The organism is Bradyrhizobium sp. 482_C4_N1_8 (assembly GCF_052075965.1).
Classification (GTDB): domain Bacteria; phylum Pseudomonadota; class Alphaproteobacteria; order Rhizobiales; family Xanthobacteraceae; genus Bradyrhizobium; species Bradyrhizobium barranii.
This window is the reverse complement of sequence record NZ_CP197231.1, coordinates 1,373,911-1,397,630: the sequence shown is the minus strand read 5'-3', so window position 1 is coordinate 1,397,630 and position 23,720 is coordinate 1,373,911. Positions and strand designations below refer to the sequence as shown.

The following is a 23,720-nucleotide window of genomic DNA, read 5'->3' as shown; positions in this document are numbered from 1 at the left end:
AGACCAATCGGTCTATATGTCGATGATGAGCCGCCCAACCCCAGTGCAGTCGCCCCGTGGCCGCCCCCGAAGCTTCGACGTGGATGCCGCGGTCGAACGCGCGATGGGGGTGTTCTGGTCGCGCGGCTATCACGCCACGGCGCTGCCGGACCTGCTTCGGGCCACGAAACTCTCGCGTGGCAGCCTTTACGCCGCGTTCGGCGACAAGCACTCGCTCTTCCTGCGCGCACTCGATCGCTACATTGCCGATGCCGTGACGCGGATGGATGTCGAACTCGCCCCCCGCAGGGAGCCGGTCGACGCCCTGCGGGCCTATCTTGCCGGCTATGTCGATCGCACCAGCGGTGCCAACGGCCGGCGCGGCTGCCTGCTGGTGGCCACGGCCATGGAGCTGGCCGGCCAGGATGCCGCGATTGGTCGTCGCGTAGCGGGCTTCTTCAGGGCCATGGAGGCCCGCCTGGCCGATGCCCTGTCCCGCGCGAAGGTGGCGGGCAAGCTGGCCGACGGTGTCGATCCCGCGAGTGCCGCCAAAATTCTGGTCTGTTTCGTCGAGGGCCTGCGCGTGGTCGGCAAGACGGCGCCGGCGCGGGCCACATCGCAAGCCACCGCTGACGCTTTGCTCGACCGGTTCGTCAGGTAGCAACCCAATCAGGTCAACTACCCCCGGACGCCTCCGCACCTGGCGCGTCAATATATGGACCGATCGGTCGTGAAAGGAAGGATGCCATGTCTGCCATCCAGATCGTCTGCGCGGTAGCCGTTCCCCTGCTCTGGGGTTATCAGTTCGTGGCCATCAAGGTGGGCGTCGCGGAGTTTCCGCCGCTGTTCTTCCTCGCGCTGCGCTTCCTGGCCATCGCGCTGCTGCTCGTTCCGTTCGTGAAGAGGCCCACGCGCGCGCAGCTCGGCCCTGTCGCAGCCATTTCGATCTTCCTGGGCGGTCTGAACTTCGGGCTGTTCTATGTCGGCCTCGGGCTCGGCTCGGGAAGCATGTCGGCCGTCGCGTATCAACTCGCCACGCCCTTCACCGTCCTGCTGGCCTGGCCGTTGCTCGCCGAGCGGCCGTCTCTCTCCACGACCGCCGGAGTGCTGCTCGCATTCGCCGGCGTTGTCGTGCTGGCAGCGGAGCCTGGCCTGTCGGCCAACGGGCTTCCGCTGCTGCTAGTGGTCGGGGCGGCCTTCGCATTCGCGGTGTCCAACGTCCTGACGAAACGCTACGGCCCTTTCGATCCCCTGATGTTGATGGGGTGGTCGTCGCTGTTCACAGTGCCGCAGGTCATGTTGATGTCGCTGCTGCTCGAATACGGACAACTGGCGAGCCTCGTCACGGCGGATGGACGCGGCTGGCTGGCGCTCGCCTACACGATTTTCATCGGCGGAATTGTCGGGTTCGGCCTCTGGTTCTGGCTGATCGCCCGCTGCTCCATGGGCCGCGTCGCGCCCTTCGGCCTGCTGCTTCCGGTGTTCGCCTTGACGTCGAGCGTGCTGTTCCTTGGCGAGCGCATGACCCCGAAGTTGATCGCCGGCGGGCTGCTCGCGATCGCAGGCGTGGCGATGACACAGGTCAGACCGAGCGCGCGACCCAGTTGAGCCCGGATGTTGCGTTGTGGGATCGATGTCGTCTGCCCGGCAATGGAGATCACGAGGCTTCACGTCTCGGTGGTGGACCGTGTTGCGACGTGACGCGCCCAACTTGCCGTGCGCAAATATCCGATCGAACAGGAGGGCGTATCATGATGTTTCGCAATCTTCTCGCCGCGCTTCTCGTCACGATCGCGATCAGCGCGGCACATGCGGCACCGCAATGGCTGAACCTGCCGCCGACGCCGACACTGCCCAGGGCGACGCAGAGCGGCTTCGCGCCCGTCAACGGCATCAAGGTCTGGTACGCAATTTTCGGCCGCGGCGAGCCTGTCATCCTGCTGCATGGCGGCCTCGCCAACGCCAACTATTGGGGCCGCCAGGTCCGCGCGCTGCAACGGCACTATCAGGTCATCGTCATGGACAGCCGCGGGCATGGGCGCAGCAGCCGCAATCAGGAGCCCTATGGCTACGATCTGATGGCCTCGGACGTGGTCGCCCTGCTCGATCACCTGAAGATCAGGAAAGCTGCGATCGTCGGCTGGAGCGACGGCGCGATCATCGGCCTCGACATCGCGATGAAGCACCCGGAACGGGTGAGCAAGCTGTTCGCCTTCGCGGCGAATTCGGATCCGTCAGGCGTTGCGGACATTGCGTCGAGCGACGTCTTCAACGCCTACATCGCGAGAGCTGGCGAGGAGTACAAGCGCCTGTCGCCGACCCCGACCGAGTACAAGGGCTTCGTCGCGGAGATTACCAAAATGTGGGAGAGCCAGCCGAAATGGACGGCGTCGGATCTCGCGACGATCAAGGTCCCGACCTGGATCGTGGACGGCGACCACGACGAGGCGATCAAGCGCGAGAACACCGAATTCATGGCGGCGAACATTCCGGGCGCCGGACTGCTGATCCAGCCGGAGGTCAGTCACTTCTCGTTCCTGCAGGATCCCGAGCAGTTCAGCGACGACGTGCTGCATTTTCTGGAACGTGGCGGTGAGTGGCCCGGAGCGGCAGCGAAGTGAGATATCGTAGGGTGGGCAAAGCGAAGCGTGCCCACCGCGTCTATCGCAATTGCCGAGAGATGGTGGGCACGGCGCTACGCGCCTTTGCCCACCCTACGCGACCGGTGCAGAGCCATTACGAGCCCAACTGCATCCACGCCGTCATTGCGAGGAGCGAAGCGACGAAGCAATCCAGACTGCTGCCATGGAAACATTCTGGATTGCTTCGCTACGCTCGCAATGACGGAGTTTGCGGGCCGACGACACGCACCTCTCTCGTGTCCCGGACGCGCTGCTGCGTGCAACGCTGCTGCGCTGAGCCGGGATCCAGAAGGCCACACGGCAAGATGCGGAGACATGGGCCCCGGCTCCGCAGCGCACCGCCGAAGGGGCGGTGCGCTGCGTCCGGGGCACGAGACCGCAGTCTGAAGCGCAACTGCATCAACATCGGCCAACAAAAAACGCGGCGTTTCCGCCGCGTTTTTCAATTCGATCTGCGCCTCTCGATTACGCCTGCGGCTGAGGCTCCAGGCCGGGATCCGGATCGGGCCGCGGCCGCGACTTGCCGGCCGGGGGCACGGCGGAGGCGCGCGGCGTAGCCGGCTCGAGCACGGACTCGCGGTTCGGCTTCTTGCCCTTGAGCAGGTCGATGATCTCGTCGCCGGAGAGCGTCTCGAACTCGAGCAGGCCCTTGGCGAGAGCTTCGAGGTCGGCACGCTTCTCGGTGAGAATGCGGGTCGCTTCGTTGTAGCCCTCTTCCACGAAACGCCGGATCTCGGTGTCGATCTTCTGGACCGTCGCCTCCGATGCGTTCTGGGTGCGCGAGACCGACATGCCCAGGAACACCTCGTCCTGGTTTTCGCCATAGGACACGGTGCCGAGCGCCTCCGAGAGGCCCCAGCGCGTAACCATCATGCGGGCCAGACGCGTCGCCTGCTCGATGTCGGAGGATGCACCCGAGGTCACCTTCTCACGGCCGAAGATCAGCTCTTCGGCGACGCGGCCACCCATCATGATGGCGAGGCGCGAGGTCATCTGCTCCAGCGACATCGACAGCTTGTCGCGCTCAGGCAGCTGCATCACCATGCCCAGCGCGCGGCCGCGCGGAATGATGGTCGCCTTGTGGATCGGATCGGTCGCGACGACGTTGAGGCCGACGATGGCGTGGCCGCCCTCGTGATAGGCCGTCAGCAGCTTCTCTTCCTCGGTCATGACGAGCGACTTGCGCTCGGCGCCCATCATCACCTTGTCCTTGGCCTCTTCGAACTCGGCCTGGGTCACCATCCGCTTGTTGCGGCGGGCGGCGGTCAGGGCGGCTTCGTTGACGAGGTTCATCAGGTCGGCGCCGGAAAAACCGGGCGTGCCGCGCGCGATGGTCTTGAGGTTGATATCCGGCGCCAGCGGCACCTTGCGGACGTGAACCTTGAGGATCTGCTCGCGGCCGACGACGTCGGGATTGGGCACCACGACCTGACGGTCGAAGCGGCCCGGACGCAGCAGCGCGGGATCGAGCACGTCGGGACGGTTCGTCGCCGCGATCAGGATCACGCCCTCGTTGGCCTCGAAGCCGTCCATCTCGACCAGCAACTGGTTCAGCGTCTGCTCGCGCTCGTCATTGCCGCCGCCGAGACCGGCGCCACGGTGACGGCCGACCGCGTCGATTTCGTCGATGAAGATGATGCAGGGCGCGTTCTTCTTGGCCTGCTCGAACATGTCGCGGACACGGGAGGCGCCGACGCCGACGAACATTTCGACGAAGTCGGAACCCGAGATGGTGAAGAACGGCACGTTGGCTTCGCCCGCGACCGCACGCGCGATCAGGGTCTTACCGGTGCCGGGAGGGCCCACCAGCAGCACGCCGCGCGGAATACGGCCGCCGAGGCGCTGGAATTTGCCGGGGTCGCGGAGGAATTCGACGATCTCCTGCAGGTCCTGCTTGGCTTCGTCGACGCCGGCGACGTCCTCGAAGGTGACGCGGCCATGGGCCTCGGTCAGCATCTTGGCGCGCGACTTGCCGAAGCCCATCGCCTTGCCGGCGCCGCCCTGCATCTGCCGCGACAGGAAGATCCACACGCCGATCAGCGCGATGAAGGGCAGCCAGGAGACCAGCAGCGAGACGAACCACGGCACGTTGTCGCCGGGCGGCTTCGCGGTGATCTGGACCTTGCTGTCATAGAGGCGCTTCACCAGCGTCGGATCGTTCGGCGCATAGGTCTGGAAGCTTGAGCCATTGGTGAAGGTGCCGTGGATATCCGGCCCCTGGATCACGACATCGCGCACATTGCCGCGGTCAACTTCGCTCAAGAGCTGGGAGAAGGCGATGTCCTGCGATGAGGCGCGCTGACCCGGATTCTGGAAGAGCGTGAACAACGCCAACAGCAGCAAGACAATGATGACCCAGAGGGCGAAATTGCGCAGATTGGCGTTCATCGATCTTCCTTCATGGTCGCGCGGATCGCGGCCTGATCCTTGGGCGGTAGCAGTTACTTTGTCAGTGCGAGGAAATCCCCAAGGAATCCTCTTGGTTAGACGGATACAATTTAGGTGCCGCCCCGGTCGCTGCCAAGGGAACGAGATGGGACTATTTATCCCATCTTAGAGCGATTCCCGCTGAAATAATGGCGATCTGCCCGGGGTTTTTCCTGCCTGGTTAAGGTGTCCTGACGGCGCGCGGCGGAAACGGCCGGTGTCATGATCCGCCCTGATCCGCCCTCGTCCGTCCCTTGGACCGCCGGGCCGGCGCCGGTGCGATGTGGATACGCCCCCCGGCAAGGCTGATCAAGGCTCCCGCAAGGGTCTGCTTCAGGAACGGCCGGCCATTTGCGGCTGCGCGGGGGCTTTCAGCCAAACTTGCAGCCATGGCCTGATCGAGCGCGGCCAGGAGAGTCTCGACCTTGCCGAGTTCCGCCGGCCCCTCATGACCGAGGGCATTGACGGCCCGCAGCAGGAGCCGCAGCCGGACCTCCTCCGGCAGATTGGCGAATGCCGAGGCCTCGAAGCTGCGACCGCCCGCCTGCGGCGCATCGCCGCGCGCCCGAAGCTGAAGGAAGCGTTCGGCGCCATCGACCAGCACGTCGACCGCCGCATTGGCGCGCGCCAGCCTGCCTGCGAGCCGCGCCAGGCTCCGGCTGTCGCCCCCCTCGGCCGCGAGTTGCGGCAGCAGCGCGCGCAGCCGCGGCCGGGTGAAGGCGGTGTCGCGATTGGTGGGATCATCGGCAAATCCGATCTTCGCCCGCCTCAAGGTCGCGATCAGCTGCGACTTCGGGACATCGAGCAGCGGACGCACCAGCACGACGCCGTCGCGCTCCGTGAGGCGCGTCATTGCCGACAGCCCGGCAAGCCCGCTGCCGCGGACAAGGCGCATCAACAGGGTCTCGGCCTGATCGTCGCGGGTGTGGGCGGTCAGCACATGGCTCGCGCCGGCGTTTCGCGCGGCCTGTGCAAGCAGGCGGTAGCGGGCTTCGCGTGCAGCGGCAGGCAGTCCCGTGTTCGGCTTCGCGCCACGCCAGCGCAGGGTCCGGTGTGCCAGCCCGAGTTCGGCCGCAAGCCGCTTGACCTCGCGCGCCTCGCGCGCCGCCTCCGGGCGCAGGCCGTGATCGACGGTGACGACGGTCAATTGCGGACCGCGTGCCAAGCCGCGCTTCCAGCGCGCGGCGAGCCACATCAGCGCGACCGAGTCAGGTCCGCCGGAGACCGCGAGCACCAGCGCCGGCGCACTTCTGAGCTCGGCGAAGAGTTGCTTCGCCGCGCGCGCCGAGATCGGTGAGTTGTCGTCGTCCGACATGACGCTGCCCAGGCAATCACCAGACTATTTAGCGCGGCGCCATCCGCATTGTCAGGGCGCAAACACCACGCGTCAGCACTTCACCCGCTTCTGCTCGCGATCGACGGCGGATTTGACGCCGGCGGAGGCGCGCGGATATTTGCGGCCGACCTCGCCGAAGGCGGCGCAGGCGGCCTCTTTCTCCTTCAGCGCGGCCAGCGACTGGCCGAGCCGCAGCAGGGCATCCGGCGCCTTGGCGGATTTGTCGTATTTGGTGGTGACGGCGAGGAAGGCTTCCGCGGAGTCGCGATATTGCTGGCGCTGGAAATAGCTTTCGCCGAGCCAGTATTGCGCGTCGCCGAGCAGCGGATCGCTCGGATGTTTCTGCGCAAAATTCTTCATGGTCTGCTCGGCGAGCGCATAGTCCTTGCGCTGCATGTAGCCGATGCCGAGGTCGAACTCGTCGCGCGGCGTTGCCGAGGGCGGCAGGGTCGTCAGGCCGGTGCCGCCCGATGGCGCTGGATAGCCCGATTGTGCCGGCGGATAGCCGGGCTGGGCTGCCGGCGGCACGCCTTGCTGGTAGCGCGGGCTGGTGTTGGCGAGATCGAGCGGCTCGCCGGCAGCGCGCCCGCCGGGCGCGCCGCCAGGGGCGCCTGCCGGCATCGGCTGCTGCCCGCCACCAAGCGCGCGCGGCGCGCCGGGCGCATTCGGGTTCTGGTTCGGATCGAAGGAATCACCGCGGCGGCGCACGCCCGGCGCACCGGGCGCCGGCTGCTCCTGAACGATCGGCGCGGGAGCAGCGATCTGCGGCTGCTCGTAATTCGGCTGAGCCTGTTGCTGCTGGCGATAGGCCGGCGCGGACTGCGCAGGCGGTACGGCTGCGACCGAGGGCTGGACCGGCACCTGTCCGGGCGCGGCTTGCGCGCCGCCCTCGAGCGCCCGCAGCCGCTCTTCGAGCTGGCGGTTGCGATATTGCAGCTCCTCGTTCTGGCCGGTGAGCTGGCGCAGCTGGTTCTCCAACCGCTCGATCCGCATCTCGGGGTCATCGTCCGACTGCGCCAGTGCAGGCGAGCACAAAGAGAACAGCGCGGCGATCGCCACGGTGCCGGTAAAGACCTTGGATCTGGATGACATCTTGCCCTGACGACGAAAACGAAATCTGCGACGGAACATGCGACGCGCCACACATTGAAAGGCAGTACGCCAAAAATGTGACTGGCACCACGGGGTTTCGGTCACAGATGGCTGAAACAAAACCGGCGCCCGAGAGGGCGCCGGCATAATCGGTTCCTGAAGATGAACGGCGCCTGACTGATCGTCAGGAGCTCGCGTTCAGCACGGTGACGGCGCGACGGTTCTGCGACCAGCAGGAAATATCGTTACAGACGGCGACCGGCCGCTCCTTGCCGTAGGAGATCGTGCGCATGCGGTTCGGATCGATGCCGCGCGAGGCGAGGAACGAACGCACCGACTGGGCGCGGCGGGCGCCGAGTGCGATGTTGTATTCGCGGGTGCCGCGCTCGTCGGCATGCCCCTCGATGGTGAAGCTGTACTGCCGATAGTTCTGGAGCCACTGCGCCTGCTTCTCCAGGGTCACGATCGCCTGCGGCGTCAGATCGGTCTGGTCGCTCTCGAAGAACACGCGGTCGCCCACGTTAACGACGAAATCCTGCTGGCTGCCAGGCGTCGCAGCATTGGCCATCGCATCCGTCGCTGCGTTCTTGTTCGCGCATGCGCCCATCGACAGCGCGATCGCAACCACCGCAGCCAGCTTCAATCCCTGGAGGATACGCATAGGGTATTTCATTCCGGAGCCTCCACACTCACGTTCGTCCACTGCTGTCCGGTCTACAGGGGGTTGGTTAAGCGAACGTTCCGTCAACCTTGATGGAACCTTGCTTCAGCCGGTCAAATGCCCCCAAACCGCGAAAAGCAACCGTCATGGTTAATGGGTTCTAAATGTGGCGCGAGGGTGAAGCAACCTGCAGCAACCGGCAAAAGTGCAGGCTTTTGCTGGAATTTTGGGCTCGGACGATGATGGGGATGAACGGAGCCCCGGCCGAAAGGCGCGCGGCGGCTTGAGGCGGTGACGGCAGGCAATCAGACGTGAGCGGCTTCCGGCACCAGTGACGACCGCTGCGGGATCTCGCGCTGCCCGCCGCGCCCAAACAGCATCCGCCGCTCGAACGCGGTGGAGCGCATGATCGGATAGCGCTCGAACACCTTCTTCCGGAAGGTCGGGAAATCCGCCGCCATCAGTCCGAAGGGCTTGGTGAGACCCGGCACCAGGCGGGGCTCGGCGATCGTCTCGTGCAGGAACACCCGCCGGTAGAAGGCCTGATGCTCGGGACGCACGATGGCGAGGCCGAGATCGGCATTGAAGTGCTCGCACGCCATGTAGGCGAGCCGGGTCGTCAGATAGGGCAATTCCGGAACCCGCTTCACCTGGTCGGGATCGGCGACAAAGCGGGTCGGGTCGATCATGACCTCGCCGCGATCGAGCCGCGGCAGCAGGATGTCGGGGAAGACGTCGGCCGAGGTGGACTCGCGCCATTCCGAAGTCAGCACGCTGATGCGCACGGAGCTGCAGAGCTGGCCACGGAGATAGACGCCGAAGGTCCACGCGTTCGGCAGCTCGTCGTAGCGGTCGGTGACGCGGGCTTCCGCGGATTCCCTGACGGCACCCTCGCGCAGATAGGCGCGGTAGCGGAGGTTGTAGATTTGCTCCTTCTCCGCGTCCGTCGCCGCGAGATGATAGTCGACGTCGGTCAGAAGCTCCGCTCCCCGTCCAACAGCCGAAATGACAGATCTGGCTGAGGACTGCATTCGAACTCCTTACCCACCACCAACAACACCACGCGAACCTGGGCCATTTGCCGCTGAACAACTTGCGCGCGCGTGACGATTTATTAACACCTCCTTAACGACGATGCAAAGCAATCGACGCGATAGGGTTAACCCCCGTAGCACTACGGTCGGTTCAGCAACTGTCTGAAACGACGTGCAATTTCTGGATGTGGAATCAGGCGAAGGAGCGTGAGCTGACAACCTGGAGCAGGCCCTCGCCGCGCCGTCCATGCGAGGCGTTGAGGAGCTGGCGCATCCGCACGGCGGGCACCGGACGGCTGAACAGATAGCCTTGCGCCTCGGAGACGGTGCCGTCTGCGCTGATCAGCTCGAGCTGCTCGTTGGTCTCGATGCCCTCGACCACCACGGCCATGCCGAGGTCGGCCGACAGCCGCGCCACGCCACGCAGCAGCGTCAGCGGCCGGTCGGTGTCGATGCCCTCGAGGAAGGAGCGGTCGATCTTCACCTTCTGCATCGGGAAATTGTGCAGATAGCTGAGGCTGGAATAGCCGGTGCCGAAATCGTCGAGCGAGATGCGCACGCCGAGCGCATGCAGTTGCGACAGCGTGTCGTGGGTGAGCTGGGTGTTACGAAGCAGCGAGGACTCCGTGATCTCGATCTCCAGCCGATGGGCCGGCAGCCCCGAGACCTCGAGCGCGTAGCGGATTTCGCTGAGCACGTCGCGCTGGTGGAATTGCTGCGGCGAGAAGTTGACGGCGACGCTGACGCCGTCGGGCCACTTCATGCATTCCATGCAGGCGCGGCGCAGGATCCAGCGGCCGAGATCGACGATCAGCCCCATGTCCTCGGCGACCGGGATGATGTCGACCGGCGAGACCGTGCCGCGTACCGGATGATTCCAGCGCAGCAGCGCCTCGCAGGTGGTGATCTTGCCGGACTTCAGATTGACCAGCGGCTGGTAGAACAGCTCGAATTCCTCGTTGGCCAGCGCCTTGCGCAGGTCGAGCTCGAGAATGCGGCGGGCCTCGACGGTGGCCGCCATCTCGTCGCGGAAGAAGCAGAAGGTGCCGCGGCCGTCGGCCTTGGCGCGATAGAGCGCCATGTCGGCGTTCTTGAGCAGCGTGTCGGCCCTGACGTCGCCGTCCGGCGAGGTCAGCGCGATGCCGACGCTGGCGCCGATCTCAACCAGGTGATTGTCGATGCGATAACGCTCGCTCAGGCGTTCGACGATGCGGCGGGCGAGGCTCGCGGCATCCTCGGCCGAGCTGATGTTCTGCTGGAACACGACGAACTCGTCGCCGCCAAAGCGGGCGACGAAATCCTCGGGACGCAGCATCTCGCGCAGGCGGTTGGCAACCGCGCACAGGAGCTGGTCGCCGCAGGGATGGCCGAGCGTGTCGTTGACCTGCTTGAACTGGTCGAGATCGACGAACAGCAGCGCGGAGAGACGCTCGGCGTCGTGCGAGATCGCCAGCAGCCGTTCGATCTCGTCGCGGAACGAGACCCGGTTGGGCAGCGCCGTGAGCTCGTCATAGCGGGCGAGATGGGTGATCCGGGCTTCCGCGTTGGTACGCTCGGTGATGTCTTCCAGCAGCAGCACCGTGCCGCCGCCAGTCATCGGCTGGAACGTCCAGGCGAGCGCGCGGCCGCGCGAGGAATCCGGGTCGGTGGTGACGATCTCGCAGATCCGCGCATGCTCGATCTCGGCCAGGATCTGCTTGCCGCTCTCCGCCGAGATGGAGCCGGCGGCGATACAGGCCGATACGATGTCGGCAGCGGTGGCGCCACGCTTGACCAGATCTTCGGGCAACGCCATCAGCTCGCCGAAGCGATGGTTCATCACCGCAAGGCGGCCGTCGGCGCGAAACATGCACAGGCCATGCGGCATGTTGTTGAGCGCGGTGTCGAACTGGCTTGCCAGCGCGGACTCACGAAAGCTCGAGGTCAGCGCCTTGACGAAGATCGCATGCAGGCTGAGATTGATGTTCTTCAGCCCGACGAAGAAGAACACGAGCAGGACGGCGAGCCCGATGTGGTAGAAGCCGCCATGCAGCAGCAGCGCGAGCGACATCGGTGCGCAGGCGAGCGCGACGTGCCACTGGATCACCCGGGGCTGGCCGTAATTGCGGGCGGCGCCGCCCGCGGTGTAGCCGATGCCGATGGCGACACAGAGCATGTCGGCAATCGGATCGTCATTGTTGTAGATGACGACGAAGGACCACAGGCCGAGCACCGCCGCATAGCTGAGCGCGCCGAGCCAGTAGCGCGGCTCCAGGTGCTTGGCTTCCTCGAACGACAGTGGGTGCGTGCGGTTTTCGTATCCGCGCATCTGGAACGCGCGCGCGGTGCCGATCGCGATCAGCAGAAATGCGAGCGGCCACAGCCAGGCATCGCCTGTCTTCAGCGCAGTCATGACCGCGGCCACGGCCGCGGAGGCCGAGCCCAGGAAGATCGCCCAGAAATTCTGCACCATAGAGTTGATGAGAGCGGCGTAGAGTATCGGCTCCAGCTCGTCTCGATCGCTCTGCTTCTGGTCGGCCAGCTGCATCGGCTTGTTACGCGTCCTGTTTGGCGCGTACTTTTACCCAGACCTGATGAAGCCTTTCTGAGGGAACATCGTTAAAGTCGAGTTGTTTTTCGGCAATAGCGAACATGTTTCCGCTGAAATATCAAGCAACTAGGCAAGCGTTGCCGGGCACAAGGTGAAGGAAAGCTTGCGTCCTGCACCAAACCCCGAAAAAATCGGCATGTTTTTTCGAAAACATCGCGCGTCTGAACGCGCAATGTCTTAGCCCCGATGTTTCACGCGAACCTGTATCCGCTTCGCTCGCAAGCGCTCTAGCCGGGTGTCGAGGACAGCAGCGGCGACCATGCCGGGTCGGAGGCGAAGCCCGGCGTCGGCACCTTGAGCTCGTTGCGGCCGGAGATGTCGACGGAGAACAGCGACGGCCCGCCGCTGCCGCCGGGATCGCGGAAGAACATCAGCACGCGGCCGTTCGGCGAGAAGGTCGGCCCTTCGTTGTGATAGCCCGAGGTGAGCAGACGCTCGCCGGAGCCGTCCGGCTTCATGACGCCGATCGAGAACTGCCCGCCGCCCTGCCTGGTGAAGGCGATGTAATCGCCACGCGGCGACCACACCGGCGTCGAATAGGTGGCGTTGGTGTCGTCCTTGGAGAAGGAGATGCGCTGCGCCTGTCCGCCGCCCGCGGCCATCACATAGATCTGCGACCTGCCGCCGCGATCGGATTCGAAGCAGATGCGGGTGCCGTCGGGTGAGTAGGACGGAGAGGTGTCGATCGCCGGCGTGTCGGTGAGGCGCGTGGTCGAGCGCGAGCGCAGATCCATCACGAACAGGTTCGAATTGCCGCCCTGCTGCAGGCTCATGATGACGCGCTGGCCGTCCGGCGAGAAGCGCGGCGCGAAGGTCATGCCGGGGAAATTGCCGACGATCTCGCGCTGGCCGGTCTCGATGTTGAAGAGATAGACCTTCGGATCGCCCTGGCCGAACTCCATGTAGGTGATCTCTTGCGAGTTCGGCGAGAAGCGCGGCGTCAGCACGAGGTCGGAGCCGCGGGTCAGATAGCGCACATTGGCACCGTCCTGGTCCATCATCGCGAGCCGCTTGACGCGACGCTCCTTTGGACCGGTCTCGTCTACGAACACCACGCGGCTGTCGAAATAGCCCTTTTCGCCGGTCATCTGCTCATAGATCTGGTCGGAGATGATGTGGGCGATACGGCGCCAATATTCCGGCGAGGTGAAATATTGCTGGCCCGCAAGCTGCTGGCCCGTGATGACGTCCCACAGGCGGAATTCCGCCTTGAGCCTTCCGTCCTGCCCCCGCGTCATGCGGCCGGTGACGAGGGCCTGGGCGTTGATGGTCTTCCAGTTCTGGAATTGCGGCGCGACGTCGATGTTGCTGATGCGCTCGATGAAAGCGGCCTGGTCGATCGGTGCGAACAGGCCCGACCGCTTCAGATTGTTGGTGATGACCTGGGTGACGCCGTTGCTGACGTCGCCGTCGGCGGGCGAGCCCGGCACGAAGTTGGAGATCGCGATCGGGATCGGCCGAAACTCCGTTGGATTGAGTTCGAGCCGCTTTTGGCCCTGGGCCAGGGCATGTCCGCCCCCGAGCGTCGCGAGCGCCGATCCTGTCAGCGTCATGAAGCGGCGGCGGTTCATCGATAGGACGTCATTCATCGCAAAATTCTTTTGTTCGGATGTCACAACATATCTTTCAGGCCGAAGCGCATTGGAATGGTCTTCCAGGTGTCATACTGCTGCTTCGGCAGGAACGAATAGACCTGACACTGCACGATGGCGCGCTTGGCGCTCTCCGCCACCGCCTGAGCAATCGACCGAGACGGGCCGCGAACCGCGACGATAACCGGCTCGGACGCAAGCGAGCCGTCGATTTTCATCGGGATATCGATGTCAGCCTCGTATTGCTCGGCGTCTTGCCCGTTATAGGTGGGCGTGAAGCAGCGCCGGACCGCATTCGTGAACGCGCCTCCCCACGTCGCAACGTTGTTGGCAGCAGTCCCGGTCGTCGATCCCAGCGCAGCCGATGCATTCAGCGCCGCGCCGGAGAGCTCGTGCCGGGTCGCCGCGCGCTTGTCGAGGTCGCGCTGGATCTGCGCGGGATCGAAGCTGCGCTCCTTGGGCTTCGGTTGCTGCTGCGGCTGCACCGCCGCGACCTTCTGCTCGACGGGCTTCGGCGGAGGCTTCTTGGTCTCCAGTTTCTTCTGGAGCTCGGCGATCGGATCTTCCTTCGCCGGATCAGGCTTCTTTTCCTGCGGCTTCGGCTCTTCTTTGGGCTTGGCCTCGGCGACGGGCTTGGGCGGCTCGGGCTTCTTCTCGACCGGCTTCTCGACGGGTTTCGGCGGCGGCTCGGGCGTCGAGTTGGTCTTGATCAGCTCTTTCTTCTCGGTGACCTTGCCGACCGCTTCTTCCTCGGGCTTGGCCTCGGCGATCTTCTCGACCTTGGGCTTCGGCTCTTCCTTCTTGCCGGTCTTCTGCCCCGACATCATCTGCGCAAGCTGATCGGTGGAGATGATGTCGATCGGAAGCGACTCTTCCGCGACAAAGGCCTTGCTGCTAAAGGTGACCAGTCCCCATCCAAGCACGAGGACGTGGAGGGCAATCGACGCAACGAGTGTCTTGTCGACGTTCACCTTCACCGGTTTACCCCTGATCCGCCTCGGTCACGAGCGCCAGCTTCTTGAAGCCCGCGCCGGACAACAGGCCCATGACCTTGGCCACCGTTCCGTAATCCGCCTTCTTGTCCGCGCGAAGATAGATGCGCTCCTCGAGCCCGCCGCGCGCGTCCGTGATCGCCTTCAGCTTCGGGATCAACTCGTTGATCGCGATCTCGGCGTCGTTGATGAAGACCTTGCCCTTGATGTCGACCGACATCTGGATTGGCTTCTGGTCGTTGTTTTCGAGGCTCTTGGCCTGGGTCTGCGGCAGGTCGAGCGGCACACCGACCGTCAACATCGGAGCCGACACCATGAAGATGATGAGCAGCACCAACATCACGTCCACCATCGGCGTGACGTTGATCTCGGCCACGACGGGCTTGCGCCGGCCACGACGCCCGCCGCCTCCGGACGAACTAGCTACGTTCATCGCCATGATCGAGTGCCCAAATTGCCCCTCACACTATACATGCCGTCCGTCAGCCCCGCTCGTCGATCTGACGCGACAGAATGGCGGAAAATTCATCGGCGAAACCTTCGAGCCGCTGGGCCTGCCGGTTCACCTCGGAAGTGAACTTATTGTAGAAAATAGTGGCAGGAATGGCGGCGATAAGGCCGACGGCGGTCGCAAACAGCGCTTCGGCGATGCCCGGCGCGACCACCGCCAGGGAGGTATTTTTCGACGCTGCGATCGACTGGAAGCTCGACATGATGCCCCAGACCGTGCCGAACAGGCCGACAAAGGGGCCGGCGGAGCCGACGGTGGCGAGCACCAGCAGCCGGCGTTCCAGCCGCTCGACCTCGCGCGCGATCGAGACGTTCATCACCTTGTCGATGCGCATCTGAAGGCCCGCGACCGAGCGGGCGTGGCTCTCGAACGAGCGCTTCCACTCGCGCATGGCGGCGACGAAGCAGGCCGCCATGGAATGCGTCGGCTTGGCCGAGAGCGTGCGATAAAGCTCCTCGATCGACTCGCCGGACCAGAAGGCCTGCTCGAACCGGTCCATCGAGCGGCGGGTGCGCGCGTAAAGAAAGATCTTGTCGATCGCGATGGCCCAGACCCAGACCGAGCAGGCGAGAAGCCCCAGCATCACCGCTTTCACGATCCAGTGAGCCTGCCAGAACAGCGCAATCAGCGACACGTCCGCGGAAGCGGCAACCGGAAGGGCTGACTGAGCCACGTCGGCCGGATTCATAAGCAGTATCCTCTCAAGGCGATCATTTCCCTGACCTCTCCGGCCAGCAAATGGCTGCCGGTTCCCCAACAGCCGCGCTAGCACCGGCGCGGCCGGCAAGCCCGCTCAAAGCCTTGTCTTTCTGGGGTACAGGGGCTCGTCCAAAGCCGGCCGCCTGCATTCCCTGCCAAGATGTCAAAACTATGGGCCTCGAGCACGGCTCCGGGCACGACTGTCCGCAATTACAGAGCCCGCCGATGGTTAACGTGCGGTTACCACGGCCGAATTTGGCTGCCGGAAAGGTAGGCAGCGCAGGCGGTTGGCCGCTTTGCCGCGGGACATGGCGGCGACGGATCGGAGCCGGGTCCACTGGCGAGGTCGGTTCCCTCCCCCCTTGCGGGGAGGGCTAGGGAGAGGGGTACCACACGGGGGCTCCCACCGTGATGAAATCGGACGCACGCAACGAGCACTTTTCCTGGGTTACCCCTCTGCCCCCCCTCCCCCCAAGGGGGAGGGAGCGCAGTCGGACTCGTGGCGCTATGACACCGGGCACAACGGACGCCCCTTCTGGAACCTCCTCCCCTGCCCAGCCCGAAATCGCAGGGAGCTTAGCGTGCGCCACAGCTACACCACGACCACATGCTCCATCTCGCATCTCACGGCGGGCACGAGCTGATAGGCTGCGCTCGCGGACAACAACGTGCCGGCATCACCGGCCCAGCCTGAGGAGCGTCCAGTGCCGAAACCACAAACCAATGTGCGGTGGATGGCCGCCGCGATCATATCGGTCAGCCTCGTCACGTTCGGCGCCGCGCGCGCGGCGTCGGTCGCACCGGTCGCCGCGCAAAACGGCATGGTGGTGTCCGCGCAGCATCTGGCGACCCAGGTGGGCGTCGATGTGCTGAAGCGCGGCGGCAATGCCGTCGATGCCGCTGTGGCCGTCGGTTATGCCTTGGCCGTCGTCTATCCGGCCGCCGGCAATCTCGGTGGTGGCGGCTTCATGACGATCCAGCTCGCCGACGGCCGCAAGACCTTCCTCGATTTCCGCGAGACCGCGCCCAAGGCGGCGACGGCCAATATGTATCTCGACAAGGATGGCAACGTCATCAAGGGCATCTCGACCAAGGGACATCTGGCTGTGGGTGTGCCAGGCTCCGTCTCGGGCATGGAATATGCGCGCGAAAAATACGGCACCATGAAGCGCGCCGACCTGCTCGCTCCCGCGATCCAGTTCGCCGAACAGGGATTTGTACTCGACCAGGGCGACATCGACCTGCTGCGCACGGCAACCGACGATTTCAAGGACGATCCAGCATCGAGCGCGATCTTCCTCAACAACGGCCAGCCGTTCGGCGTGGGCGATCGACTGCTGCAATCCGAACTGGCGAAAACCCTGCGCGAGATCAGCAGCAAGGGCACCGACGGCTTCTACAAGGGCTGGGTCGGCAGCGCCATCGTGGCATCGAGCCAGGCCGGCAAGGGCCTCCTGACGCAGGACGACCTCGACGGCTACAAGACGCGCGAGCTCGCGCCTGTCGAATGCGACTATCGCGGCTATCACGTGATTTCCGCGCCGCCACCGAGCTCGGGCGGCGTCGTCATCTGCGAGATCCTGAATATCCTGGAGGGCTATCCTCTGAAGGAGCTGGGCTACCATTCCGCGCAGGCCGTGCACGTGCAGATCGAGGCCATGCGGCATGCCTACGTGGACCGCAACAGCTATCTCGGCGATCCGGATTTCGTGAAGAATCCGCTCGACCGCCTGCTCGACAAGAATTACGCGACCAAGATCCGCGCCGTGATCGATCCGAACAAGGCCGCAATCTCCAAGGACATCAAGCCGGGCGTCGCGCCGCACGAGGGCAGCAACACCACGCACTATTCAATCGCGGACAAGGACGGCAACGCGGTATCGGTGACGTACACGCTGAACGATTGGTTCGGCGCCAAGGTGACGGCGGCCAAGACCGGCGTGCTGCTGAACGACGAGATGGACGACTTCACGGCCAAGGTCGGGGTGCCGAACCTGTATGGCCTGGTGCAGGGTGAGGCCAACGCGATTGCTCCCGGCAAGCGTCCACTGTCCTCGATGAGCCCGACCATCGTCACCAAGGACGGCAAGACCGTCATGGTGGTAGGCACGCCCGGCGGCAGCCGCATCATCACCGCCGTGTTGCAGACCATGATCAATGCGATCGACTACGGCATGAACGCGCAGGAGGCCGTCGACATGCCACGCATCCACCAGCAATGGCTGCCTGATATGACCAACGTGGAGAACTATGCGCTGTCGCCGGACACGCAGAAGATTCTAGAAGGGATGGGGCACAAATTCGGGCCGCCGCAACCGGCGAACCATTTGGCGGTCATCATCTTGGGCGCGCCGTCACTGAACGGCGAGCAAGTCGGCAATAATCGTTACTACGGTGCGAACGATCCACGCCGCAACAGTGGGCTGGCGGCGGGGTATTGATCTACGCCACCCTTACGACTGTCATACCCCGCGACCCGGCTACGCCAAGGCTTCGCCGGGGCTGCGGTCCAGGGGCGCCGAAGCTTTAGCGTAGGCGTCAAGCGGGGTATCCAGTACACTGCGGCTCCTCCGCATCTCAATGCTGTCTCTGGAATACTGGATTGCCCGCCTTCGCGGGCAATGACGGCGGTAGAAATGGTCGAGGGCCGCCCCTCTACCACTTCTCCTTCGAGGTCCGCACGTCGAGCTCGAACGACCAGGCGCGCTCGGGCTGGCGATAGAGGAAGGCGAAGGCATCGACGATGCCATCGATGTCGATCAGGCTGTCCTCGCGGCCGGCCGCATCCGGGAATCGTGAAAAGATCTTGTCGCCGGCGATCGCGCCGTCGACCACGACATGGCCGACATGGATGCCGTCGCTCGCGTATTCCTTGGCCATCGCCTGCGCCAGCGTGCGCAGGCCGGCCTTGGACGAGTTGAAGGCGCCGTAGCCGGAGCGTCCGCGCAGCGAGGCACTGGCGCCCGTGAACAGCAGCGTGCCGGTCTTCTTCGGCACCATCCGCCGCACCGCCTCGCGGCCGAACAGGAAGCCGCCGAAGCAGACCACGCGCCAGGCATTCTCGAAATAGTCGGCGTCCATCTCGATGATCTTGCCGGGCGTGTTGTTGCCGGCGTTGTAGATGGCGAGGTCGAGGTTGTCGCCGGCGGCATCGAACAGCGCGACGATGTCCCCCTCCCTGGTCGCATCGGCAACGAAGGGCACGGCTGCGCCGCCCGCCTTCGTGATGTCGTCTACAACGGCCTGCAAGGCAGACAGCGTCCGGCCCGCGACGATCGCCTTGAGCCCATCGGCCGCAAAACGCTTGCAAAGCCGGGCCCCGACCCCGCGGTCCGGTCCAACGCCGATCACGATTGCCGTCTTCATTGCAACTCTCCGAAGGTTGATAGGGTCAGGCCGCCGAGGCGGGCTCGGGGCAATTGGTCAATCGCGCGGGATTGCCGATCGCGGTGCAGCCGGCGGGCACGTCACCGGTCACAACAGCACCGGCGCCGATCTTGGCGAATTCACCGATATTGATGTCACCGAGAATGGTCGCGCCGCCACCGATGTAGACGCCGCGGCCGATACGCGGCGAGCGCGTCGGCAATTCACCGCGACGGCCGATGCTGACGCTCTGGAGGATGGTGACCTCGTCACCGATCACCACATTCGCACCAATCACGATGCCGGTGGCGTGGTCGAGATAGACGGACGATCCAATGGATGCGGCCGGATGAATGCTGATTTGCAGCAGGTTGGACGCCTCGTTCTGAAACAGCAGCGCCGCGTCGCGATGGTCATGACGCCAGAGCCAGTTCGAGACGCGCCAGGCTTGCAGCGCGACGTAGCCCTTGTAATGCAGCAGCGGCGGCAGCAGGTCGGTGATGGCGGGATCGCGCAATGCGATGGCCTGCAAATCCCGGCTGGCGGTTTCGATCAGCTCTGGCTCGCCTTGAAAGGCGTCGCGGGAACAGGACGTGAAGCGCGTGCGCCCGGTGGAGCCGCTGCCGAGCCGCTGCCCGATCAAATCGGCCAAAGCGGCGGCAAAATCATCGTGAGCGAGAATGGCACTCGCAAGGGCCTTGCCGAACACGGGGTCTGCATCAGCCGCGCGCTGCGCCTCGCTGCGGATCTGTCGCCAGAGGCCGTCGCTCGCCGTGATCGCAGCTTCCGCCATTGTCGCCTCCGGTCCGCCCACTCTTGTGAAGGCGAATATAGGCGGTCCGGGTCGGGGCGCCAGTCACGCCGCCGGGACGCGCTTGCTTTCGCCCTCAAGACCGGGCCGGGCCCGCTTGCGCAGGCTGAGCGCGTAGAGCCAGCCGCCCGCCGCGATGAGCACCGGCAGGACGAAGAGCGCGACATCGCGGAGCAGGATCATGGGGCGATGCTCCCCTTTGCAAACGAGACCGCGCGGCTGAGTGCGAACGAGGCGAACCAATAGAGATAAAGGCTGAGAAAGAACCGCCAGGATTCGCCGAGCTGCCACTGCGGATAGAGCTGGACTTCCGTCTGCCATCCATTGAGGAACGCGATCGCCACCGGCACGGTGTTTCCGAACCGGTCGAACAGCGCCGAGGCGCGCTCAAGGAGCGCGATGCTATGGCTGATCTTTTTGCGTTCGGCGTTGGTCATGGTCGTACCCGTCAGCGCGCGGGAGATGCGCCGTCAGGGCTTGGTCGGGCGTGGTGCGGATCGGGTTCTACCGATCCTGCACATGTACGTGATCAACGCCGCAGAACGCACGCCCGCCGGCGCAGAGGCGAAAATGGCAATCGGGATCGGACGCGCAGCTGCCATAGACCAAGCCGATGTAGCCCAGCACCGCCAGGGCGGTCACGGCAAGCAGCAGGCGGGTGTAGAGGTCCATGATGCGTGTCGTCCAGCAGCGCGGCGGATTGAGGTGGCACGCGCAAGTCTTGGTGTCGGATCCTCGGCGGTTGGTTCGGGTCCCCAAAAACCAAACCACCCGCCTGCGGGTTGCGCAGGCGGGCGGCTCGGGGCCATCAGGACTTTGGGGGCATGCGCCTGAAGGCTTTGAGAGGCAGACCCCGGATCAGCCTATTTAGATCAGCCCTGCGGCTGGTCGGTCGGCGGCGGGGTCGGGCGCGTCTTGTGCTGCGCCATGAACTGGTCGAACTCTTCCTTGTCCTTGGCGTGACGCAGACGGTCGAGGAAGTTCCTGAACTCGACCTGCTCTTCCTCGAGCCGCTGCAGCGTCTCGGTGCGGTATTCGTCGAAGGCACGGTTGCCGCTCGAGGGCGGGCCGAAGCCGAAGCCGAAACCACGGCGCTCCATGCGGCCGCGCATGCGGTCCATCTTGTACTGCATCCGCTCCATCTTGTTCTGCCAGCGATCCTGGTGGCTCCAGCAACCCATTTTTCTGCTCCCGAGTGTGAAAAAGAGAAGGGCAAGTCCGATCGGCCACCAGATGATGAAGCCGAGGATGGTCACGGCGATCCAGCCGGGATGCCAGGGCGTATCGAGCATGTGGGGGCGCTCATAGCGTTCGTCAGAGGAACCGCGCCATCGATTGACATCAGCGGTGTAGGCCATTTCCATCTCCATCACGGCACCAGCGCCGTTGTGAATGTAAATAACATTTACATAGCTAGACCATCCCGCGATTTTGTCAAGCCGGCCGCCTGACAGGGTCGCCGAATTATTTGCGCAATTTTATTTCGGCTTGCCCCAGGGGCCGCCGGGCGGCAGGCCAGAACCGGAGGATGCCTCCGGTGGCACCGGCGGCGGCTCGGCGCTTCGTGCCGGCGGACGGCGGTCGGTCGGGAAGCCGAGGCCGCGCAGATAGATCAGCACCTCGGCTTCGAGCAGGTCATCCGGCGACATCGGCAGTTTTCGCCGCGCGGCGTCGCCACGCGAGAACAGCGAGGCCACGCCGTGGGCCATCGACCAGATGTGCAGCGCCATCATCATGGCCGGTGGCCGCGGCGTGCCGGGCGGCGCCAGCGCCGCAAGCCGTTCGGCGGCGGCGCGAATGATGTTGAAGGCGCGTTCACTGGCGGCCTGCAGGGCCGGATTTGAATCGACCGGCACGCCTGATTCGAACATCGCGTTGTAGAAGGCAGGCTCCTCGCGGGCAAAGGCGAGATAGGCCTTGCCGACGCGCTCGAACGCCGTGACCGTATCCGGGCGCCCGTCGTCCCAGGCCGCGGTCAGGCGCTGCTCGAACTGCTCGAAGCCGCGCTGCGCGATCGAGGACAGCAACTCCTCGCGGTCGCGGAAATGCCGGTAAGGCGCCGCCGCGCTGACGCCGGCCATGCGCGCGGCATCGGCAAAGGTGAAGCCGGCCGCGCCCTTCTCGGCGATCAGCCCGAGGGCAGCCTGCAACAGGGCTTCCTTCAGATTGCCGTGGTGATAGCCGCGCTCGGTGCGGCCCTGGTCCTTACGCCAGCTCATGTGAACAGCTTTTACATGAGCCGGGCGTGAAGTCACTAGCGCAGGCCGGATTTGATTAACCGGCCAACTCGTCATTCCGGGGGCGGCTCGACCCGGGGCTGCTCGACGAGCCGAACCCGGAATCTCGAGATTTCCGGGTTCGCGCGTGTGCGCACCCCCGGAATGACACGGCCTAGCCGCCGGGGATCGGCAGCACCGGCATGATCTCGACGCGTTCGCCGGGGAAGATCGCGAAGTGCGGGTGGTTCTCGAACATCTTGGCTGCGGCCTCATGGGACGCAGCGCGGACCACGGTGAAGGCGCCCATCTCGTTGGCGATGTCGGCGACGCCCTTGCCGTCGACCTTCTTGGTCTTGCCGAGAGGGCCGCCCATGGCCTGGATCGCGCCCTGATGCTTCTCGACCCAGCCTTTCCAGGCCGCCATGCCCTCCTGCTCCTTCGCCTTCCGCGCGGTCTCGGACATCGCGTTCCATGCGGCCCATTGCGGGCTGGTCTTGCTGCCGAGGAAAACGGCGAGATAGGTATCGGTGCTCATTGGTACTCTCCTTTGTTGATGGATGATGGATTGACGAGCCGCGAGTTGATCCGCGGCCGTCTCGGCTACGTCTTCAGATCGTCGAAGCCGGCGGCGGCTGCCTGCACCTCCGGCGGAAAGTCGGCCATCTCCTGCACCTGCCGGATCTCGATGACTTCATTGGCGGAAGCCGGGCACTTCTTCGCCCAGGCGATCGCCTCCTCGCGCGAGGCAACCTCGATCATCCAGTAGCCGCCAAGGACTTCCTTGGCTTCGGCGAAGGGACCGTCGGTCACGATGGGCTCGCCGGTCGCGAACGAGACGCGCGCGCCCATCGACGGCGGGTGAAGGCCGTCGAGCGTGATCAGCACGCCGGCATCCTTCAGCGCCTCGTTGTAGCGCATCATCGCGGCGACGCGTTCGGGATCGAGTTGCACGTCCGGCGGCGCGGTCTCGTAGCCGAGCGGAATCATCAGCATCATGAATCGCATGAGCAGTCCTTGCTTGCTTTGTTGTTTCGGGTTTGCGCGGCGCGGCGCCACCCCCGGAAGGACGGGAGCGGCGGCCCGGGCCGCCCACCCTTACTTCTAAGACGAACCAACCTTTACGGAACCGACAAGGTGATGAAAATTATTCCGGAGGTCATTGCGCCGGCCGCTAGCGCGGCTGCGGCAGAAAACGCCCATCCTTCCGGGCCGCGCCGAAATAGACGTCGATGCGGCTGACCTTGCCACCGGCAAAGGCGAAGAACTCCGTGTTGCGAAAGCTCCTGCCATCTTTCGCCAGACAGAGATAGGTGACGAAGGCCTCGTCGCCCCGGACGAAAATCCGCTCGATGTCGTGTCGCGCGATCCAGCCGGTGTCCCGCCAGCAGCGCTCGAAATAGGCCGCCTTGTCGATGTCGTCGTCGAACGGACTGGTGAAGCGGAAATCATCGGCCAATGCGTCGGCGACCCGTTGCCGGTCGTTGCCGAGATAGGCTGCGAAGAGGTCTCGAATCAGGCGCTCGCGGTCGTCAGGCATTGATGGTCTCCGCAGAGAAGATCCTCTTGAAGACGATGCACGAACGCGTGCCCCGACATTGCGTGCCGAATTTCAACAGAGACCATGCGAAAATATCGCGAGGCGGGTCCGTACGATTACGGACCGACTATGTCCACCGCCGTGCTTATAGGACGAGAATCTTCGCGCGTAGAACAACATGGCCGGCGCACGCGGAACTACGGAGACCGCGCAGCTTGCTGCAAGGGTTTAC

General features: G+C 64.7%; 24 protein-coding genes. 4 read left to right on the top strand and 20 right to left on the bottom strand.

The genetic code is table 11. The annotated features are described in order from the left end of the window. The first annotated feature begins 25 nt into the window (after positions 1-25). From AB7Z56_RS06555 to AB7Z56_RS06545, 3 genes are all read left to right on the top strand, one after another. Positions 26-640, top strand: coding sequence for a TetR/AcrR family transcriptional regulator (locus AB7Z56_RS06555; protein ID WP_187388042.1), 615 nt, complete (start codon positions 26-28; stop codon positions 638-640). Between the two features lie 86 nt (positions 641-726). Beyond that, positions 727-1,587, top strand: a complete 861-nt coding sequence (locus AB7Z56_RS06550) for a DMT family transporter (RefSeq protein ID WP_063981099.1) — start codon at positions 727-729, stop codon at positions 1,585-1,587. Between the two features lie 143 nt (positions 1,588-1,730). After that, complete coding sequence (locus tag AB7Z56_RS06545; protein WP_199877122.1) at positions 1,731-2,600, top strand: alpha/beta fold hydrolase; 870 nt, start codon at positions 1,731-1,733, stop codon at positions 2,598-2,600. Positions 2,601-3,086: 486 nt separating this feature from the next. On the opposite strand, the gene ftsH is transcribed toward AB7Z56_RS06545, so the two are convergent. The 10 genes from ftsH to tolQ form a co-directional block, all read right to left on the bottom strand. Continuing rightward, the gene (gene ftsH / locus AB7Z56_RS06540; protein ID WP_063981098.1) at positions 3,087-5,009 is read right to left on the bottom strand and encodes an ATP-dependent zinc metalloprotease FtsH; all 1,923 of its coding nucleotides are present in this window, start codon (positions 5,007-5,009) and stop codon (positions 3,087-3,089) included. A gap of 259 nt (positions 5,010-5,268) precedes the next feature. After that, the gene (gene tilS, locus AB7Z56_RS06535) at positions 5,269-6,363 is read right to left on the bottom strand and encodes a tRNA lysidine(34) synthetase TilS (protein ID WP_063981097.1); all 1,095 of its coding nucleotides are present in this window, start codon (positions 6,361-6,363) and stop codon (positions 5,269-5,271) included. 72 nt (positions 6,364-6,435) lie between these two features. Next, on the bottom strand, positions 6,436-7,476 hold the full coding sequence (gene ybgF, locus AB7Z56_RS06530) for a tol-pal system protein YbgF (protein ID WP_166344448.1): 1,041 nt from the start codon (positions 7,474-7,476) through the stop codon (positions 6,436-6,438). A gap of 184 nt (positions 7,477-7,660) precedes the next feature. Continuing rightward, on the bottom strand, positions 7,661-8,149 hold the full coding sequence (gene pal, locus AB7Z56_RS06525) for a peptidoglycan-associated lipoprotein Pal (RefSeq protein ID WP_028152222.1): 489 nt from the start codon (positions 8,147-8,149) through the stop codon (positions 7,661-7,663). A 293-nt stretch (positions 8,150-8,442) separates the two neighbouring features. Next, positions 8,443-9,168 carry an N-acyl amino acid synthase FeeM domain-containing protein gene (locus AB7Z56_RS06520; RefSeq protein WP_063981096.1) on the bottom strand — a complete coding sequence of 242 codons (726 nt, stop codon included), beginning with the start codon at positions 9,166-9,168 and terminating at the stop codon, positions 8,443-8,445. A gap of 196 nt (positions 9,169-9,364) precedes the next feature. Beyond that, a complete protein-coding gene (locus AB7Z56_RS06515) occupies positions 9,365-11,698 on the bottom strand; it encodes a putative bifunctional diguanylate cyclase/phosphodiesterase (protein ID WP_063981095.1) in 2,334 nt (777 codons plus the stop codon). Between the two features lie 290 nt (positions 11,699-11,988). Next, positions 11,989-13,332, bottom strand: a complete 1,344-nt coding sequence (gene tolB / locus AB7Z56_RS06510) for a Tol-Pal system beta propeller repeat protein TolB (protein WP_049807612.1) — start codon at positions 13,330-13,332, stop codon at positions 11,989-11,991. A 41-nt stretch (positions 13,333-13,373) separates the two neighbouring features. Next, a complete protein-coding gene (locus AB7Z56_RS06505) occupies positions 13,374-14,330 on the bottom strand; it encodes a protein TolA (RefSeq protein ID WP_084794964.1) in 957 nt (318 codons plus the stop codon). A gap of 4 nt (positions 14,331-14,334) precedes the next feature. After that, positions 14,335-14,784, bottom strand: coding sequence for a protein TolR (gene tolR / locus AB7Z56_RS06500; protein WP_028152217.1), 450 nt, complete (start codon positions 14,782-14,784; stop codon positions 14,335-14,337). Positions 14,785-14,827: 43 nt separating this feature from the next. Then, entirely contained in the window at positions 14,828-15,544 is a 717-nt protein-coding gene (gene tolQ, locus AB7Z56_RS06495) for a protein TolQ (RefSeq protein WP_014492404.1), read from the bottom strand. 745 nt (positions 15,545-16,289) lie between these two features. Between tolQ and ggt the strand changes: the two genes are divergently transcribed. Further along, positions 16,290-17,996 carry a gamma-glutamyltransferase gene (gene ggt / locus AB7Z56_RS06490; RefSeq protein WP_354123592.1) on the top strand — a complete coding sequence of 569 codons (1,707 nt, stop codon included), beginning with the start codon at positions 16,290-16,292 and terminating at the stop codon, positions 17,994-17,996. A gap of 214 nt (positions 17,997-18,210) precedes the next feature. On the opposite strand, the gene AB7Z56_RS06485 is transcribed toward ggt, so the two are convergent. From AB7Z56_RS06485 to AB7Z56_RS06440, 10 genes are all read right to left on the bottom strand, one after another. After that, complete coding sequence (locus tag AB7Z56_RS06485) at positions 18,211-18,921, bottom strand: SDR family NAD(P)-dependent oxidoreductase (protein WP_283017562.1); 711 nt, start codon at positions 18,919-18,921, stop codon at positions 18,211-18,213. A 25-nt stretch (positions 18,922-18,946) separates the two neighbouring features. Then, positions 18,947-19,714 (bottom strand): serine O-acetyltransferase, encoded by a 768-nt coding sequence (locus AB7Z56_RS06480; RefSeq protein WP_063981092.1) that lies wholly within the window; start codon positions 19,712-19,714, stop codon positions 18,947-18,949. A 63-nt stretch (positions 19,715-19,777) separates the two neighbouring features. After that, the gene (locus AB7Z56_RS06475; RefSeq protein WP_187387923.1) at positions 19,778-19,915 is read right to left on the bottom strand and encodes a hypothetical protein; all 138 of its coding nucleotides are present in this window, start codon (positions 19,913-19,915) and stop codon (positions 19,778-19,780) included. Continuing rightward, the gene (locus tag AB7Z56_RS06470) at positions 19,912-20,169 is read right to left on the bottom strand and encodes a hypothetical protein (RefSeq protein ID WP_063981091.1); all 258 of its coding nucleotides are present in this window, start codon (positions 20,167-20,169) and stop codon (positions 19,912-19,914) included. The genes AB7Z56_RS06475 and AB7Z56_RS06470 overlap by 4 nt, the downstream gene beginning before the upstream one ends. 67 nt (positions 20,170-20,236) lie before the next feature. Beyond that, positions 20,237-20,404, bottom strand: coding sequence for a hypothetical protein (locus AB7Z56_RS06465; protein WP_144030761.1), 168 nt, complete (start codon positions 20,402-20,404; stop codon positions 20,237-20,239). Between the two features lie 200 nt (positions 20,405-20,604). Further along, entirely contained in the window at positions 20,605-21,090 is a 486-nt protein-coding gene (locus AB7Z56_RS06460) for a DUF2852 domain-containing protein (protein ID WP_028152211.1), read from the bottom strand. Positions 21,091-21,210: 120 nt separating this feature from the next. Beyond that, the gene (locus AB7Z56_RS06455; protein WP_063981090.1) at positions 21,211-21,951 is read right to left on the bottom strand and encodes a TetR/AcrR family transcriptional regulator; all 741 of its coding nucleotides are present in this window, start codon (positions 21,949-21,951) and stop codon (positions 21,211-21,213) included. A 172-nt stretch (positions 21,952-22,123) separates the two neighbouring features. Continuing rightward, on the bottom strand, positions 22,124-22,486 hold the full coding sequence (locus tag AB7Z56_RS06450) for a YciI family protein (protein WP_063981089.1): 363 nt from the start codon (positions 22,484-22,486) through the stop codon (positions 22,124-22,126). 65 nt (positions 22,487-22,551) lie between these two features. Beyond that, positions 22,552-22,956, bottom strand: coding sequence for a YciI family protein (locus AB7Z56_RS06445; RefSeq protein ID WP_028152208.1), 405 nt, complete (start codon positions 22,954-22,956; stop codon positions 22,552-22,554). A gap of 166 nt (positions 22,957-23,122) precedes the next feature. Continuing rightward, positions 23,123-23,488: a nuclear transport factor 2 family protein gene (locus AB7Z56_RS06440; RefSeq protein WP_063981088.1), complete on the bottom strand. Its 366-nt coding sequence runs from the start codon at positions 23,486-23,488 to the stop codon at positions 23,123-23,125. Between the last annotated feature and the right edge of the window lie 232 nt (positions 23,489-23,720).